A 17092-nucleotide genomic window follows, 5' to 3' on the forward strand; every position below is an offset into this window, starting at 1 on the left:
CTCCCTTACGACGCGATCAGGCTTTGCGTGGTTTCCGGCTCCAGATACGGAATGCCGTCGATATTGATAAAGCGCGGGTCTGTGACCAGTACCTTGATTTTGCGGGTGGACAGAGAGCCGCCCTTCGGATCAAGGTCGAGAATGCTGCTCAGTACCAGCTTGACGCCAAAGGCTTCAATTTTGGCCTCTTCCTCTCCGGCTTTGCCGTAAAAGAGCATGTCCGCGACCGGAATTCCGCGCCACGACCCCGCCGAACTGGCCTGCGCTTTGAGGGTGGCCAGTGCCTTGATGGATAGTTCAATTTCCCCTTCAGCGGACACATCCCCGTCCACATAGCCATCCGGCACCCCCTTCGTCTGCGCCAGCGCAGTGTTATCCGTAATATCCAGTGTCAGCTTTTCGACGTGGATCAAATCCGTTCCCCAGTAGGTGTCAAACGACGCCCCGGAAATACGCTTACTCATACGGCCCCCTCAAGGCTGGCATCCAGCATCAGATTGATGGTGATTTCCAGCGGCATCTCATACGGACGGATCACCACGTAAACCTCCACTTTCTTGCGCGTTTTCCAGACAATGGTCACATCGCCGTCCTTTGGTGATTTGACCTCCCCCGGAAACTGCACCCCGTTAATTTCGCTGGATTTCGACATTTCGCGCAGCGGACGGGCAAAATACAGCTGGTTTGCCGCAATACTTCCCGGCGTGCTGTTCAGCGCCCGATCGGCAATTTTGGCAATGGCCAGCAGTCGCACGCGACGGGCTACCTTATCGACGATCCGCACCATCTCCAGTGCCTGATAGTCGCCGCCTTCCGCGTCCAGTGTGCGGCAGTCAGACCAGTAATACCCGTCATAGTCCGCATACCACATCGGCACGCTGAAACGCTGGGCTTCCAGCGCCTGAAGCGTGGCCAGCTGAAGCGATACGCCGTCGCCATCCACCGGCACATCATCACTTCCCATGCTGACCAGCGCCCCGGTTTTCACCCGCGCCGGGCTGTCTGCGATAGTCACGGCACGGTTACAGAGCCGCCCGGCGAGTACGCCCGGCTCATTGCCCCACAGCACCGGCACCAGACAAACAGCCTTTTCAGCTATCCCCGCCTGTAGCGCAGTCAGTCGCGTCAGATAATCGGCCTGGGCTTCGTCCCCCTGCATAGCCTGAACGGCCAGGATAAACCACACCCAGCGGCCATATTTCGCGATCAGATTACTGCGCAGCGCGATGGCTTCATTAATGACGGTCTTCTCTGAAACCGCATCGCACAGCACCACGCCCTCCACTGAGGCCACCTGCTGCGCATCCTGCACGGCATCCGTCCACTTCCCGTCCTCACCCAACACCCGCACAAAAGCCCACCAGTTTTGCCCGACATTGTCGCGGGCCGCAGACAGCTGGCGTTTCAGATCGCTGTCAGCCTCACCCAGCAACACATCCAGATCGCTCTGGCTGTTCACCGGCAACGTTTTACCGGTATTCACAGTTCCCCGGCCAACAAACAGCAACACGCGCTCCACTTCCGTGGTTTCGCCCTGCTGCTGATTCAGCTGGTTCACCCCAACATTAGGCCACGCCATTTCGTCCCCTTATATCCTGTGCTCTTACATCCCAGCCGAAGCCAATCCCCTGTAACTGACGGGCCAGCGCCTGGCTGAAATCCTCGTCGTTCATACCCAGAAACTCACGGGCCGGCAGATCGACAGTCCAGCTGTCCTTAACTGCTTTGCCCGACAGTTTGCGGATCAGCAGACCAGCCTGGTCATAGGGCATTGACGCCAGCAGTTCTTTGGCTGTGGGCTTGCGCCAGCGCTTACCCTTCCTGACCCGGTAGCCCAGTACCCGCAGGCGTTTCACCTGCGCAGGCGTCGCCATCTGCCCGGCCCGACTGCCGCGCCTGACACTGCTACGGTTGACCCTGACGCTCATTCCGTTCTGCTGGCTGTATGCCACCACTCCGGCAGGCACATCCCCTGTGCCGTTCCGGTAGCCACCTCCCTGGAGATACACCCGCACCGCGCTGATTTCCGGCATATCCCGGATATGCAGCAGCTTCGGCAGGTTGCGCAGCATTTTGCCTTTACGCTTCGACCTGCGACCTGGCCATGCTTCCCCGTCCGGATCGGCCTGATTGCGGACGTTTCGCTTTGCAGCGGCGATCAGCCCGTATTTGGCCAGACGCCACAGCAGGCGCTGCCGCTTCGCTTTTGGCAGGTCTGCACGGGCCAGTGTCCTGCGCAGTTCCGACAGCTGGGGTTTGTTCAGCTCACCGCCGATAATCATCAGGCATCCCCTACCGGCGCACCGGTGCTGTCAGCGCCGAAAATCTGCGCACTGAATGCCGTCCAGATCTCAGGGTCAGCCAGTCGCCAGCGTTGCCCCTGCCACGGAATTGGCCCGTTTTCGTCAGGCACCAGAACCAGCTCTTCCACCATCGGAACACTGACCAGCACCGTGGCCGTCTCTTCGCTGTCCACCGACACATCCCAGTCAGGATCAGCCTCGTTAATCCCCAGTTCTTCGAACAATTCCCGGTCTGTGTCGTCAAGCCACGCGGCCATCAGCGAAAACAACAGGCGCGGATCGCAAATCCGGTACGGGAAGCGCTCCCAGGAAAGCACAGCACTGTAACGGATAACCGCCTGGCGGTACTGTTCCAGCCCCAAATCCTTTGCGGCGGGAATAAACTGCATTTCGTCCATCACGCTGGTAAATGCCCCCATTGCACGGGCGGGTACATTTTCCCTGAAAAAGGCGGTCAGTGATTCCAGTTGTGTGTTTTTCATACCTTTTTCACCGTTGCTCTCTTCAGCCCCTTCATTCTGCGGATCACCACCGAGGCTTCAGTCAACAGCCCGGCGCGTGTCTCCGTGCTTTCCTGCCCCGGATGAGAGTCACGCCGCCCGATAGTGGCGAACTCGCCCAGTAAATCCGCCTTGCCCCGTGCAAACACCGCCTTGGTATACTGGGCGCACAGGCCGTTAAGGCCATTCATCGCGACACCCGGCACCGCGTCTGCCGTCAGATGCCCTTTTGCCTGATATCCGGCCTGTACCCCTTCCAGCTCTGCGTTAACTTCCATCACAGCACTCAGCAACGCCTGCGCGAGTGTTTCCGCGTCGATATCTGGCGGCAGGGAGCGCTGTGCCTGAAAATCCTTCAGGTTTAAGTCCGGCCAGAAGCCGTTATTGCTCAGTTGCTCATCCTGGTAATCAATCGGGTTGCCACTGAACATAAATCCCCCTTAAAAAAACGGGCTGACCGGTTTCCACGGCGCAAATTCACATCCGTGATTTGCCCTCCACCGCGCCCGTCTGGCGGTTGGTAGTTGTCAGCCTTGCGTCAGTTTGCGCAGACGTGCGGCGATGGTCTGCCGGGCTGTTTTCACGCCAATTTTGAAATAGTGCTGTTCCGCAACAGCCAGTAACCGATCGGCTTTTTCCAGCGTGTCGATATCGTCCACGCCCGCCGCCGTCTTCTGGCCATCCTCATTACGCAGCAGTTCCAGTCCGGCGAACTTGAACCACTTCGCCGTGACCTGCTCATGCAGCCTCCAGGTATTGGCGACGCGCTCAAAGGTGCGCGAAAAATACGGTTCAATACTTTCCCCGCGTCCGGCAGACTCTTCCGCCCACGCCAGCATCGTATCGGCCACGAACGTGGGAAAGTTGCTGCGCAGACGGTCAGGCGTGGCCTGCTGCTGGCTGATAGCGATATCCGCCCAGTCAAGCGCCTTATCCAGATTTCCCACATCAAACAGCCAGATCACGCACCAGGCGAAAACCGGGTTTGCGTATATCTGACCGCTGGCCAGATAGGCTTCCACCGTTGGTATCCAGCGAGGCATCAGTACATCCCGCTTAAACACAATGCGATCAGGAATAAACTGAATGCTACGTGTCTGCTCCACGTCCTTTTCCAGCGCTTTTACCAGAATGTGCATACTCTCACTGCTGTCCACAGCCTGACTGCGCTGTAACTGGCGTTCAGTGGCAATGCGCTGGCTGTGCCGTTGTGCGGGAGAAAGTGCCATTTCTTAGCCCTCCGGCTGCTCACTGACCTTACCGATGGTCACGGCGGACTCGTCGATCGCCGCGTACAATTCCGGCACCTCAACGGCGTAACCTTCGTTGCGCAGGTATTTGTTTTCAAACTGCTTACGGTCATCAACAAACTCGGCCTTACGCTGACGGGTGTTACGCTGGGTGTAGATGTGCAGGTTACTGAGCGGCGTAACAACCATGCGCTTGCCCGGCATAAACGGCGGGATAATGGCCTTACGGCCCGCGATAGTGTTACCCAGCAGCTGCGCGGCAATTTTCTCAGTCGGACGGTCTGCCGCCTGATACAGTCGGTACTGCTCCGCCGCAACCAGATCGGCCCCGACCAGCACCACCAGACGCGGGTCATTGCGGAACTGAGCCGGAATTTTGGCGTTAATCAAGTCTGACGCCATCGCATCCAGAGAGTGATAATCTCCGGCATCATCCAGCACGACCGGATCGGTCATAATCTGGTTGCCATTGAGCAGCGTTTTCATGCGCTCATGCCAGCCGATGTTGACGTCTTCACCGTTCGGATTCGCAGTCGGATCGGTGGTTTTGGCGCGACTCTTACCGTTAAAGCCAATGCGCAGCATGTCCAGTGCAAACGCCTGGGTGGTAAACGCCTGCACCAGGTTGTAAAAATCATTCTCTTCTTTCCCGGCATTCGCCCAGACGGAAAGCAGATCCCAGCGCAGGGCGGCACAACTGTCGGTTTCCACCAGGGAATAATCGTTACCGTCCACACCGACCTGACGGATAAAGCGCCCATTTTCGCTGCGGCCGGTATGCAGTACAGACGACCCTACGGAAATCACCTGGCCACTCAGCTGGTCAACGTCCAGACAGGTGATCATGTTCAGGAACTCCACCGATTCCAGCAGGGCTAGACGCAACGCATTTTCCTGCGGGTCATTGAGGGCAAAATAACGGCTGGTATCACGCGCCCCAAACTGCTGCGCCATCCCCGCCGAATATTTGTCCAGTAATTCCCGCGCACGGTTATTAAGGTGCATAAAACTCCCTCGCCATTAAGCGATAATAAATTTTGTTTCTACGTTATTCGCAGCGCGAACAATTACAGGAAATTAAATTTTCCGGCCTTGCCTGGGATCTGACGCTGTTTACGTTTACCGTTATTACCCAGTTCATTAAAGCGGGTCACAATTTCTGCCGCATTATCACGAATAGCGGCAAACTCTTCGGTATCGACCACTTCAGAAATGGTATCAACATCGTCCTGTACAGAATTAAGCTTCGTTTCGATAGCCCCCACACGCGCTTCCAGATCGTTTAATGCACTGGCCAGAGCCTGCAACTTATCATCACCCGCTGGCGTATCGTCAGCCGGGTTTTCGTTTTCAAACTTCGGCTTCAGACCAAAAAGTTTTTGCCAGTTTTTCATCAGTCCATCCTGTTTAATTTTGCCATCACGGGAGATCACACCACTGTAATATCCCTGCCTGTTCAATCGACGGCGACCGAATCGCAGTCTTGTTGTGCCTGTGCTGGCCGGATTATCCGTGACACCCAGCCCCATCAGATAGGTGCGCTCACCGCCTCGCCAGTTCAGCTCCGGCTCTACGGAGAAAAACAACAGCTGACCTTCGTCATTGGCATAAATCAGGCGCTTATTCGGGCGGATACTGGCAAACAATCTCGCCAGCCCGTCTTCACCCTCATGCCATTCAGCTTCCAGCACCTCGCCAAAATTCCCGAAATCGCGCTCATGCTCCGGCCACAGCAGGGCGGCATAATGATTAGCGTCGTAGGTTTCCCCCATGTCGATAATCCACTGTCGCTCAATCACCCGCCCGTCAACCGTATCGCCTTCAGTCGCTACGCACAGCCAACCCGTTTTTAAATGCGACACATATTCCCTCCCCTGCCGATTTAATGAATCTCATGCTGTGAACTGAATTATTGCGAAATAATCCCCAGACCGCATCCGGCTTAATTCTGGTTAATTCGGTTAAACGCTTATTCCGAACAGCCCCGAATATCGACCGCCGTTTTTTAATTCAGGCCACGGCATAATTAAATCTATGGCTAAATACTCAGAAGAATTAAAAGGCGTGGCGCGGGCGCTGTATCTGCGCCGCTATACGCCGAAAGAAATTGCATCAGAATTAAATCTGCCGAATGCGCGGATCGTTTACTACTGGGCGCATAAAGACGGCTGGGCGGATTTGCTCAGTTTCGAAAGCACTGAGGAAGCGATTGAACGCCGCTACCAGCTGCTGACCGCACGCGACGGAAAAACCGATCTCGACCTTAAAGAAATGGACATGCTCATTGCGCACGCCGTGAAGCTGCGGGCGCAGAGCAATAAACATAAGGAGAAACTGGCCTCAAGCAGAACACACGCCGATCACGCCTGCGATAACGTGAATGACGACGGCGAGCCGCGTAAAAAGCGGAAGTATAAGAAGAATGATATTTCCTCCCTCACCCAGGAGGACTTCGATACCTGGGCCGATGAGCATCTTTTCGACTATCAGAAACATCTGCGCCTGAACATTGGCCAGCAGGTGCGGAACATTCTGAAAAGCCGTCAGATTGGCGCGACCTGGTATTTTGCTTTTGAGGCGTTTGAAAACGCCGTCATGACCGGAGATCCGCAAATATTCCTTTCTGCCTCAAAGGTTCAGGCAGAGTATTTCCGCTCTTATATTGTCAATATCGCTGAACAGTATTTCGGTATCACCCTGACCGGCAATCCGATCCGGCTCAGCAACGGCGCAGAACTGCGCTTTTTGTCCACCAACAAAAATACCGCGCAGTCCTACAGCGGCCATCTGTACTGCGATGAATATTTCTGGGTGCCGAACTTCGCCAGGCTTAACGAAGTGGCCAGTGCAATGGCCACGCATGACAAATGGCGCACCACCTACTTTTCCACCCCGTCCGCGAAAACGCACCAGGCCTACCCGTTCTGGACAGGCGAAGAGTGGAAAAGAGGCAGTAAAAAACGCGCGGCCGTTAAGTTTCCGTCATTTGATGAAATGCGCGACGGCGGGCGACTCTGCCCGGATGGCCAGTGGCGCTATATCATCACGATGGAGGATGCGATCGCGGGCGGGTTCAACCTGGCCGGCATCGAAAAACTGCGCAACCGCTACAACGATACCACCTTCAATATGCTCTATATGTGCGTTTTCGTTGACAGCAAAGACAGTGTTTTCAGCTTCTCCGACCTGGAAGCCTGCGCCGTCGAAACGGAAACCTGGCAGGATCACGATCCGAACGCTGCGCGGCCGTTCGGCAATCGCCCGGTATGGGGCGGCTTCGACCCGGCCCGCAGCGGGGATTTATCCTGCTTTATCATACTGGCCCCTCCGGTGCTGGCCGCAGAAAAATTCCGCGTACTGGCCGTCTTTAACTGGAAGGGGATGAACTTCCGCTGGCAGGCCCAGCAGATAGAGACGCTGTTTAAGCGCTACAACTTCACCTACCTGGGTATTGACGTGACCGGCATCGGCCAGGGCGTCTTTGACAATATCCAGCACTTTGCCATGCGCGTGGCTGTTCCCATTCGCTACGACATGAGCACCAAAAACCAGCTGGTGCTGAAAGCCGCGGACGTGGTGGAAAGTCAGCGCATTGAGTGGGACAAAGAGCTGAAGGAGATCCCGGCCAGCTTTATGGCCATCCGGCGCACCACCACACAAAGCGGTAACGCCATGACCTTTGTTGCAGACCGCAGCCCGGAGACGGGCCACGCAGAATCATTCTGGGCGATCACCCACGCCCTGCACAACGAACCGCTGAACTACGAAAATAAACCAAAATCCCGTTGGGGAATGAAGAAGGCAGCATGACGAAAAAACGATATACCGCCCGTAACAAGCGCGGCGATAAAGCCAAAAAGATGAGCATTATTTCGTTCGGCAAACCCGAGCCGGTGCTGACTACCGGTACGGATTACCGGGATATCTGGTACGACAACGCCGCCGATCACTACACCCAGCCAATAGACCGCCTGGCGCTGGCGCAGCTGATTAACCTGAACGGCCAGCACGGCGGCATCCTGCACGCCCGCAAAAATATGGTGATATCGGACTACATCAGCGGTGGCCTGACCCATGACGAACTAGACGCGGCGGTGTTTGATTTTCTGACCTTCGGTGATATCGCCATTGCAAAAATCCGCAATGGCTGGGGTGACGTTATCGACCTGGCACCGCTGCCGGGCCTTTACATGCGACGCCGTAAGGACAGGGAGAACGCGCAGCCGGTTCCTAGTGACTACGTGGTACTACAGGAAGGAGAACCGCTGGTTTACCCGGAGGAAGATATTATTTTCATCAAGATGTACGACCCGCAGCAGCATATCTACGGCCTGCCGGACTACATCGGCGGCGTCCATTCTGCGCTGCTCAACAGTGAAGCCGTTATTTTCCGCCGTCGCTACTACCACAATGGGGCGCATACGGGCGGTATCCTCTACACCCGCGACCCCAGCATGACGGACGAGATGGAGGAAGAGATTGAACAGCAGCTGCGTGACAGCAAGGGGATCGGCAACTTCTCCACCATCCTGGTGAATATCCCTGGTGGTGAGGGCGACGCCATCAAATTCATTGAAATGGGCGATATTTCTGCAAAGGATGAATTTGCCAACGTGAAGAACATCAGCGCCCAGGACATTCTGAATGCGCACCGCTTTCCGGCCGGGCTGGCCGGTATCGTGCCGCAAAATGCGGCGGGACTGGGCGACCCGGAAAAGACAGAGCGAACCTATAAACGCAACGAAGTACGCCCGATTCAGCGCCGCCTGGCGATAGCCATCAACGGCGATCCTGAAGTTCCCCCACGACTGCACCTACATTTTTCAGATGAAACAACGGATAAGGATGCGGCATGAGACAAAAAAGGCTAAAATCCAGGCATATTTTGACAGCTGGAGAGTGGAATATGCGCGTGCTGAAAATCGAATGCCCGGAATGCGGCTCAAAGGCGGTTATTCGCAAGACAAACCGGAAGCACCGGCAGATTGCTGATATTTACTGCGCCTGTGCGGACGTAGAGTGTGGGCATACTTTTGTTATGAACCTGACTTTTTCCCACACTCTCAGCCCGAGTGCGAAAACAGGTGATGCGATGGTTCAGGCTCTGCTTAACAACCTGTCACCTATTCAGAAGCAGATGGCGCTTGATCTACTGAAAGCCACACCCGCCGCGTGAAATGCCCCCGCTCTGGGGGCTATTAGCTTCATTCTCATCCAGCTTTCTGGATAACGCCTCCGTCAACTCCCCCAGCCATGCTATCGCCACGTCTTTTTCATCAACAGAGCAATCCCCCCGAGCAACCAACTTTGTAAATAACGCAATCCGCTGAAGCGCAATAGTCTCAACAAATAAATCCTGCACTAATATCCTCCCACGCAAATAACTGTATAAATATACAGTATAGAGTAAATCACATTTTGAGAATTGAAAACAGAAACATAAGAATGTTCCGCAATATCTAACACTTAAATCAAAAATACTCACGACCAACCCGGCCAGCGCTGGCTGCTCGAATCATGCTGTTTCTCCTGTAACCGACCATTCCTGTAAATCAACGTTCCCCGGCCATACATCAGCCCGCTGCCGCGCATCAGTATGGCTATTTCTTCGTCGGAGCCGACAAACCCTCTCTGGTTTAAATCACTTTTTAACCGCCAGGGGGCTTCACCCTCCGTACAGTTATTGACAGAACTCCTAGGCGGCGCATTCGCGCCGCTAACTGCTGCCGCCTGATCGGCGGCTAACTTCGGGACAATCTTCCACTTTGTTAATCGGGTTAAAATAGGCACATCCATGCCAACGACAGGAGAGAAAACCCCCTTAACCCGAACGATTTCTTCGCCGTAGGCGTTAAATTCCGGGCTGGTTTCATACCATGTGCGTGCGATCAGCTCATCCCGTCTTACGAATGGTCCACCCTGCTCATTGATATATTTCGCCCAGTCTCCGCTGTCAGCAGCATCATGTACCGCAGCAAATTCAACGCTTAACCCCATCGCGGTATCGTGATCAGCCATCCGGCGCAATTCGCGCCATACCGTTACCGGTGCACCACCTACGAACTGAAACTGGCGGATACGCCAGCATGATGCCCATGCAGCAGCTGCGGCGGCGGCTTCTTTCATTGGCTTGCCGCTTTCGTCGTCCAGTTCATCATCCAGCGCATAGCCATCAATATTTTTTGATATGTATTTGGCTACATAACCGGTTGCCGACCCTTTTTCCGGATCGATACTTTCAGCATGAAAGCGTGCCTTTCTGGCTTTATCGGTGATCAGCTCGCCATGGTCTTCATCCATCGCATAATCACGTAGAATGCCGCGCACCTGTTCAACTTCTTCAGGACGCATAAATAGCAACATGTGCCAGTGTGGCGTGCCATCGTGATGCGGCTCCGCAACCCTGATTCCGAACACGCGCAAGTCTTCCCGGTGAAGCTTTGCCCTGATCCGTCCCCAGATTTTACGCAGATATCCCTGGGTATCAGCCGGACTGCTGCCATTCCATTTACGGTTGCGGTGGCCATGAATAGTAGTCGCGTGATATTTAGACGGCGCAGTGATGGTGTAAAACTCCCCAACATACCCCAGCTCATTACAAACGTTTTCAAATCCACGAATACGCACCATCATTTCTGTACGGCGAATCGCGGGATTGGCCACGCTTCCCCAGTACTTATCAATCAGGCTAATCCGGTTGCCGAATTCATCCTCAAGTTCCATCGACTTCAGAAATTCCCGCGTGCGGCGCTTCTGCTCCTTCCAGTCACGGATAAGCTGTTTGCTGGCATAAGTGTTGACCTTTCTGCTGACGTGATTCAGGGCAATATGTAAATGCTCGCGCCACTCAGACGCATGGCGGCGCAGGCGAAGCGCCCACCACTGATCAGACATCATTTTGGCGAGAGAAGCGGCGGCTTTTGGCTCCTCGAAGCAGCGACGCATTAACTTTTCATAATCCGGCGCAGACTGGCGGAATGAATGAGTAATGGCAGCAGCACGAACATAAAGTGTATGCAGCAACTTAAGCGCACCGGCATCCGGCATTTCATCGTTTATACTACTGAGTTCCATTGTGATGAACGTCGAAACATCCTGCGCCAGCAGGTCAATATCCTCTTTCGACATATCAGGTAGGTGATTAAAGCGGTACATAAGACGCACCGTATCGGCGGTCATTTTGCCAATGTGATAACGCTCTGAAACAATATTGATACGCGGCAGAATGCGTTCAAGGAAGGTTTTAGCCAGGTAAGCATTTGCGCGCTTTACGCCCTGTTCTTTTTCCAGCTTGCTGACCGTCGCATTTACCGACATACGAACAATCACAGATTGCTTTTGTAGCAAATCCTGGGCGCAAGCCAGCGCTGCATTCTCTCGATCATGGCGCTGTAGTTCTTCGTATGTGGGTATCGGGCTTGAGATGGCCTTACGGGGCGCATTCCATGAATACGCCCAGTGTGTGATGGCGTCTGCATCTTCAGACTGATTAGCATCACGCCGCCCTGAATCGGCGGCGCAACGTTGTTTGTCTAAGGCCAACGTCATGCGATGGCCTTCGCAATGGAATCAATTGGGGATTTTACTGCCATGATGTCCCCCCTTTACTGCAAATGGCCTCAGCCTCTTGCCGGATCAGTTCTACAATCTCAGCCGCGCTCAAACCTTCATTTGCGGCATGGGTAGCTAGCTTATCCAGACGAGTGGAACACAAATCGGCGGCAACGGCTTTACCTTCCGCAGTTGCTTTGGCCAGCATGGCCAGCAGATCGGTACCGGAATTTATTACGGGCAAATGGTTACATGTCATGTTCATTTTGGTTTCCTTAAGGCAAAAGAATCCCCTGCCACCGCAGGGATGGCCAAAAAATCAGGCGATTAATTAGTGGAAAGAAAAGGTAATAGGTACGGCGGTATAGCTAGGCGCAGGAACCTTATGCAGTTCATAAGTATTGCGCCACCACTCCTGGATCAGCGCCTTGATTTCACCAGCCCCCAACGATCCAGCGATGTAATACATGGAACGGATGCTGGCCAGCGCTTCTACCTGCTGTAGCTGGCTTTCTGCCTCACGATATACACAGCACCAGTAAGCTGCATTGACTGCCAGCCAGTGGCGCTTGCTGGTCATATGCTCAGTGTCATTAAAGAAAAACGGATGCAGGGCAACACGATTATTTTTTACAGTGCTTTTTTCCACAAAGCGAATGGCGTAATTGTGTGGTACGCCCCATGCGGCCAGCTCGCGCCCCAGCTCTTTAGCGTCTACTGAAATAATGGACATTAGTGATTCTCCTGCTGCATTTTGCTAACGATATGAGGCGCAATAATCATCTGCACCCCGTTGCGGCTATTAATCTGATGCGCTTTTTTAATCGGTCTGTCATGTGCTGTACGGGCTGAAAAATCAGAGTCCCGCAACGAACCGAATCCCTCAAAAGTCAGACGCGCCCTGGATATACCCTGGCGCAAGTGGATCATGGCGCGATAGTCCAGACGTTCGAAAAGTTCGCGCCAGCAACACTTGCTCAGACTGGCTTTAAACTCCCCGGAACCGGAAGAGATGCCCGCAGCATGGAGGACAACCCCGCGCCACTCCGGCGTTAACTTGTCCCACCAATCTGCGGCTTCACTGCTGTTACTGAAATATTTGCGGCGTATGTTGCGAATCTGCGCCAGCCCCAGCTTTTGCTGTTCCTGATTAATGGCCATACTGCCCCCGCAGTAATCCCATCAGGCGATGCCACCAACGGCGGCGCGGTTGATGCGCCGTAAATTTATATACGTGGCTAGGATTCCAGCGCTGACCATCTGGCAGCTCAATCCAGCCAGTTGAACCGCTGGCTAGCTGCATAGGTGGTGACTGGTGTTTCAAATAGGTAACAAAGGCTTTCATTGTTTTCCCTTACATCATTCCTGTGACGTTAGTTGTCACGATATCGACAGCAGCAGCCAGCACCGGCGCGGACTGAATACGGCTTTCAACGGTATAAGCCAGTACGGAAAGGCTCCGGATAGCATCGCGGGCGCGATCAAGGATTTGTGTACGGCGGGCGGCGGTCATATGACCAGTAGATACGGCTTCCCCAGCAATTGCGCCCACACAGGCTGTGGCACTCAGTGCGCACAGCTGCATGTTGCCTTCGGTGGCATTGTTTACCGGTACGGATGGAAGGCAGTTAATCTGTCCCAGCATTCCATCCAGTAAACGCGCATCTTCGGTGTAATCCGTAATAGCTAAAAGCTCGTCACAGGTTAAACGGTGTGGCTGTGCTGGATTCAATTTGTTGCGCAGGATCTGCGGCCTCATGCCAACAGCAGCGGCTACATCTTCCAGATTGTGCTCAATCGCAAATGCTCGGCAAGCCGCATCAAAGTGCGCATGTTTGGAGGTTTGATAATCAAACATAGTCATTGCCCTCAGTCGGTCTCAAAATCGAACTAATTGATGGACACGTTGCAATCTGAGAGAGCATCGACAGTCATAGCCGCAATGTTGATCATAACTTTTTCGCGCTTTTTATCTTTGCGTAAGCGGTGCCGTATCAAGCGACCATCCGCTAGCATGTCGTTGATTGTGTCAATTGATAGCCCAGTAAGTTCGCTATATTTTTCAATTGATACGGAAGGAACAGTCAACGTGATTGAAATGTGAGGAGTCATGATGCAAGATTCCTTTTTAAGTAAGTAAGCCGTGTCTAGCGGTGTTCAATAGTGAAGACTCCAAATGAGCTTCAATAGCAATATTACGTCTCATTTGGAGTTTGTCAACATGTAAGGTTCCAAAGGAGCATTAATGGATTTTAACAATGGTGGCCGTGAGGCTATTCTTCGTATGCTTGAGGCCTACGGAGTAAGTACTCGTAAGGCTCTTTGTGAGCGGCTTGGGATTTCAACAAGCACGATGAGCACCAGATGGATGAGAGACGTGTTCCCTGCGGACTGGATAATAAAGTGCTCAATTGAAACTGGCGTCCCAGTTGAGTGGCTTTCATTTGGAACTGGGAGTCCTAAGCCACCCCAAAAATCTTTAGGTATCCAATCAGCAAATGAAAATGTTCTTGCTGATTTGTTTTCCGTACCTCGAAAAAAAATCAAAGATGGGAAATTATTAGATTCAAATTTTTACCTACTCGACAAAGCGTTGGTGCCAGATTCTCTGCAAAAACCTATCGTAATCATGGATTCAGATCAGCTCTATTTAGCTGATCAGCATTTTCACGAAGTGACCGATGGTAAGTGGGTGGTAGAGATAGAAGGGAAAGTGAGTATTAGAGAACTTACGAGAATACCTGTAGGAAGAGTCAAGGTTGGAGCACCCAATCCATGCCATTCATTTGAGTGCTTTATCAGTGAACTTAACCCAATTGCACGATGCCATTTTTACTTACTGGTCAATTTGAATTAAAACCGTTACTGACAAAGGAAATCGATATGTCACGAAGTTTTGCGGTCTGGGGGTGTAGGGATTATCATAGTAGTTCAGGCTCGACCTACAACTCTGAACATAAGAATTTCATTGAAGAGTTGCATATTAATTTTTGGAACATAAGCGCTCATAAATTTGGCTATTTAGATTTTGGCATCACATTCAAAAAGCCTGAAGATGAAACCATTGCTAAACATGGGGCAATATGCATATTCCTACCATTCGAAAAAGAAAATAATTTTTTTTCAGATCTTAGTGAAAACCTTGAATCAAGCAGAGATCTCGTAACTGCAGTTTTCAATGAATACCTTATTGACACTAAAACAGTAGATGGTAGACATTTAAAATTAGTGCTCGCCAATAAAGGAGACTTAGTTGTTAATACTAAGTTATCATTTAGCGGCGGCGAGCTTGACCATAGAGTCAAAATAACAAAAATCCACAATGGCACCTTACTAGCCTTTAAACTCAAGGATTGTCTCTCTTCCGAAGATGCTTGCAATCACTATTTAAGATTCCGTGTCCAAATTAATAAAGAAGATATCGGTCTTTTAGTGAAAACATTTTACCCCAAAGATCTCTTCCTTAAGAGTAGTATTGAGCGGTCTGATATCATTGATTTTAGGGTTAATGAGCAAAGAAATCTGCCCTCAGAAATAGCCACAACTCTTGCTAGCGCCGCTTGTACCCCTTTGAAATGCCATATTTTTATAATCCGCGATATGGTTGATGACTGTGCTGCATCCGGTTCAAATTATAAAGGTTCAAGAATTTTAGAGTCTGAGACATGGACAAAATATTTTAGCAAAGGCATATCTTTCGGGTCTCATGATCCAATGATATATCATTGGAAAATATCGAATGATATAAATTCGAGACTTAATGATTTTTCTGTCGTCGTAAAATTTAAAAACACGAAATCTAAACTAAGCAAAATATTTGCATACATTTTCTACGGCGCAGCAATAACATTTGTTATGAAATTTGTCCCAACAGAAAGTTTAGATAAAAATCTATTTATTTACGGCTCACTATCGTTAATAGCATTATATATAATCGCACATTTCATTAAATTTAGAAAATGACTTTTCAATGAGACATGGAGATTAAAATGGAAAATTTAAAGCACATTAGTTTTAATGAAGTAAACTTTGACGATGCTTTTTTTGACTCATTGAAAGCTGACTATAAAGCTGGTTTTGTAGAATGGTTTCACAAAAAAGCAAAAGATCTAAGAGAAAAAGCATACGTGCTCTACAATGAGGATGATTCAATTGATGGATTCATGTATCTCAAAATTGAAGATGGCGAGGTTACTGATGTTAACCCTTCATTGGCTGATTTAAAACATCTCAAAATAGGGACCTTTAAGTTTAATACGAAAGGTACATTGCGAGGTCAACGTTTTTTGAAAAAAATATTTGACCACGCATTAAGTGAAAAAGTGAACGATATATATGTAACAGTTTTTGATAAGCATGATTACCTGATTAAACTTTTTTTAAATTATGGATTTATAAAATACGGAAAAAAAGAATCCGAAAACGGTATTGAAAATGTTTTAGTAAGAGAAATGAGCACAGATGATCTCACTGGAGACCTTCTTGCCGATTATCCCTTCATCAACAACAGACATAAAGAAAACAAATACTTACTATCTATTTATCCAGATTTTCATACTCGTCTATTCCCAGATTCAAAACTTATAACTGAATCACCAGATATTATTACTGACGTGTCTCACGCTAACAGTATAAGAAAAATTTACATCTGCGCCATGCAAGATGTAGCAAATATAAAAATGCATGACATTCTCGTAATTTATCGAACGTCAGATAAAAAAGGTCCAGCTCATTATCGTTCTGTTGCTACATCTTTATGTGTTGTAGAAGATGTTAGAGATATTTTTTCATTCCCAACAGAGCAAGATTTTATTAAATACTGTGCTCGGTATAGTGTATTTACCGAAATAGAATTGAGAAGTTTTTATAAAACAAAGAAATACCCCTATATTATAAGTTTTACATATAATCTTGCTTTACCGAAAAGAATCACTCGTGCTAAACTAATAGAAGACGTTGGTTTAAACCCACAAGCATATTGGGGTGTATTAAAATTAACCGACAGAGAATTTGACAACATTATTAAACTTGGTGCTGTAGATGAAAGTATTATTGTCAATTAAACCTGAATTTGTTGAAAAGATTCTTGATGGAACAAAAAAGTTTGAGTTCAGAAAAGGAATCTTCAAAAATCCAGATGTTAAATCTGTGGTTATTTATTCAACAATGCCTGTAGGGATGATCGTTGCTGAGTTCGATATTGCCGATGTTATTGAAGACAAACCCAGCAATGTCTGGAAAAAAACCAGCCGTTATGCGGGTATCAGTAAACAATTCTTTGATTCTTACTTTCAAAGCAGGGATAAAGCCTTTGCGATTAAGATCGGTGATTTGAAAGTCTATGAACAACCACGTTTGCTAAGTTCATTAGGTGACAACATAACAGCACCGCAGTCATACCGATACCTATGATGTATAAGGTTCTTAACATCATACATTGACACTGTTTATACATACAGTAAAAATGCTTTCCAAAAGGAGGGCATTT

The 17092-nt window shown here is 50.4% G+C and carries 22 protein-coding genes; 7 read left to right on the forward strand and 15 right to left on the reverse strand.

Annotated features, from left to right (window positions below; genetic code table 11):
- Positions 1-5: 5 nt before the first annotated feature.
- The 8 genes from HCK03_RS18185 to HCK03_RS18220 form a co-directional block, all read right to left on the reverse strand.
- Positions 6-464 (reverse strand): phage protein, encoded by a 459-nt coding sequence (locus tag HCK03_RS18185; protein WP_038431874.1) that lies wholly within the window; start codon positions 462-464, stop codon positions 6-8.
- Entirely contained in the window at positions 461-1579 is a 1119-nt protein-coding gene (locus HCK03_RS18190) for a DUF2586 domain-containing protein (RefSeq protein WP_167691996.1), read from the reverse strand. Before HCK03_RS18190 ends, HCK03_RS18185 begins: the two co-directional genes overlap by 4 nt.
- Positions 1566-2282, reverse strand: a complete 717-nt coding sequence (locus HCK03_RS18195; RefSeq protein ID WP_167691997.1) for a hypothetical protein — start codon at positions 2280-2282, stop codon at positions 1566-1568. The genes HCK03_RS18190 and HCK03_RS18195 overlap by 14 nt, the downstream gene beginning before the upstream one ends.
- A complete protein-coding gene (locus tag HCK03_RS18200) occupies positions 2282-2785 on the reverse strand; it encodes a phage tail protein (RefSeq protein WP_167691998.1) in 504 nt (167 codons plus the stop codon). The genes HCK03_RS18195 and HCK03_RS18200 overlap by 1 nt, the downstream gene beginning before the upstream one ends.
- Positions 2782-3234 carry a head completion/stabilization protein gene (locus HCK03_RS18205; protein ID WP_167691999.1) on the reverse strand — a complete coding sequence of 151 codons (453 nt, stop codon included), beginning with the start codon at positions 3232-3234 and terminating at the stop codon, positions 2782-2784. The genes HCK03_RS18200 and HCK03_RS18205 overlap by 4 nt, the downstream gene beginning before the upstream one ends.
- A 96-nt stretch (positions 3235-3330) precedes the next feature.
- On the reverse strand, positions 3331-4032 hold the full coding sequence (gpM, locus tag HCK03_RS18210) for a phage terminase small subunit (protein ID WP_167692000.1): 702 nt from the start codon (positions 4030-4032) through the stop codon (positions 3331-3333).
- A 3-nt stretch (positions 4033-4035) separates the two neighbouring features.
- A complete protein-coding gene (locus HCK03_RS18215) occupies positions 4036-5058 on the reverse strand; it encodes a phage major capsid protein, P2 family (RefSeq protein ID WP_167692001.1) in 1023 nt (340 codons plus the stop codon).
- Positions 5059-5120: 62 nt separating this feature from the next.
- On the reverse strand, positions 5121-5915 hold the full coding sequence (locus HCK03_RS18220) for a GPO family capsid scaffolding protein (protein WP_167692002.1): 795 nt from the start codon (positions 5913-5915) through the stop codon (positions 5121-5123).
- Between the two features lie 172 nt (positions 5916-6087).
- Here HCK03_RS18220 and HCK03_RS18225 point away from each other — a divergent pair, with 172 nt between their 5' ends.
- Genes HCK03_RS18225 through HCK03_RS18235 form a run of 3 tightly spaced genes read left to right on the forward strand, consistent with a single transcriptional unit; the run spans position 6088 to position 9229 of the window.
- Complete coding sequence (locus HCK03_RS18225) at positions 6088-7863, forward strand: terminase large subunit domain-containing protein (RefSeq protein WP_167692003.1); 1776 nt, start codon at positions 6088-6090, stop codon at positions 7861-7863.
- Positions 7860-8909 (forward strand): phage portal protein, encoded by a 1050-nt coding sequence (locus tag HCK03_RS18230; RefSeq protein ID WP_167692004.1) that lies wholly within the window; start codon positions 7860-7862, stop codon positions 8907-8909. Before HCK03_RS18225 ends, HCK03_RS18230 begins: the two co-directional genes overlap by 4 nt.
- Positions 8906-9229, forward strand: coding sequence for an Ogr/Delta-like zinc finger protein (locus HCK03_RS18235; RefSeq protein WP_134525461.1), 324 nt, complete (start codon positions 8906-8908; stop codon positions 9227-9229). Before HCK03_RS18230 ends, HCK03_RS18235 begins: the two co-directional genes overlap by 4 nt.
- A gap of 305 nt (positions 9230-9534) precedes the next feature.
- Here the strand turns inward: HCK03_RS18235 and HCK03_RS18240 are convergent, their stop codons facing one another.
- From HCK03_RS18240 to HCK03_RS26425, 7 genes are all read right to left on the reverse strand, one after another.
- Positions 9535-11601, reverse strand: coding sequence for a replication endonuclease (locus HCK03_RS18240; protein ID WP_134525460.1), 2067 nt, complete (start codon positions 11599-11601; stop codon positions 9535-9537).
- 34 nt (positions 11602-11635) lie between these two features.
- Positions 11636-11869 (reverse strand): DUF2732 family protein, encoded by a 234-nt coding sequence (locus HCK03_RS18245; protein WP_134525459.1) that lies wholly within the window; start codon positions 11867-11869, stop codon positions 11636-11638.
- A 66-nt stretch (positions 11870-11935) separates the two neighbouring features.
- Positions 11936-12337 carry a hypothetical protein gene (locus HCK03_RS18250; protein WP_134525458.1) on the reverse strand — a complete coding sequence of 134 codons (402 nt, stop codon included), beginning with the start codon at positions 12335-12337 and terminating at the stop codon, positions 11936-11938.
- Positions 12337-12765, reverse strand: coding sequence for a hypothetical protein (locus tag HCK03_RS18255; RefSeq protein ID WP_134525457.1), 429 nt, complete (start codon positions 12763-12765; stop codon positions 12337-12339). The genes HCK03_RS18250 and HCK03_RS18255 overlap by 1 nt, the downstream gene beginning before the upstream one ends.
- The gene (locus HCK03_RS18260; RefSeq protein ID WP_134525456.1) at positions 12755-12949 is read right to left on the reverse strand and encodes a phage filamentation protein Fil family protein; all 195 of its coding nucleotides are present in this window, start codon (positions 12947-12949) and stop codon (positions 12755-12757) included. Before HCK03_RS18260 ends, HCK03_RS18255 begins: the two co-directional genes overlap by 11 nt.
- A gap of 9 nt (positions 12950-12958) precedes the next feature.
- Positions 12959-13462 carry a phage regulatory CII family protein gene (locus tag HCK03_RS18265; RefSeq protein WP_042920091.1) on the reverse strand — a complete coding sequence of 168 codons (504 nt, stop codon included), beginning with the start codon at positions 13460-13462 and terminating at the stop codon, positions 12959-12961.
- A 32-nt stretch (positions 13463-13494) separates the two neighbouring features.
- Entirely contained in the window at positions 13495-13716 is a 222-nt protein-coding gene (locus HCK03_RS26425; RefSeq protein ID WP_032411932.1) for a hypothetical protein, read from the reverse strand.
- Between the two features lie 133 nt (positions 13717-13849).
- Between HCK03_RS26425 and HCK03_RS18275 the strand changes: the two genes are divergently transcribed.
- Genes HCK03_RS18275 through HCK03_RS18290 form a run of 4 tightly spaced genes read left to right on the forward strand, consistent with a single transcriptional unit; the run spans position 13850 to position 17016 of the window.
- A complete protein-coding gene (locus HCK03_RS18275; RefSeq protein WP_042920088.1) occupies positions 13850-14461 on the forward strand; it encodes a phage repressor protein CI in 612 nt (203 codons plus the stop codon).
- A 26-nt stretch (positions 14462-14487) separates the two neighbouring features.
- Positions 14488-15567, forward strand: coding sequence for a hypothetical protein (locus HCK03_RS18280; protein ID WP_167692005.1), 1080 nt, complete (start codon positions 14488-14490; stop codon positions 15565-15567).
- 26 nt (positions 15568-15593) lie between these two features.
- Positions 15594-16667: a hypothetical protein gene (locus HCK03_RS18285; protein WP_042920085.1), complete on the forward strand. Its 1074-nt coding sequence runs from the start codon at positions 15594-15596 to the stop codon at positions 16665-16667.
- A complete protein-coding gene (locus HCK03_RS18290; protein WP_032428730.1) occupies positions 16645-17016 on the forward strand; it encodes an ASCH domain-containing protein in 372 nt (123 codons plus the stop codon). Before HCK03_RS18285 ends, HCK03_RS18290 begins: the two co-directional genes overlap by 23 nt.
- Positions 17017-17092: the final 76 nt, after the last annotated feature.

This window comes from Klebsiella terrigena, from assembly GCF_012029655.1.
Lineage (GTDB): Bacteria > Pseudomonadota > Gammaproteobacteria > Enterobacterales > Enterobacteriaceae > Klebsiella > Klebsiella terrigena.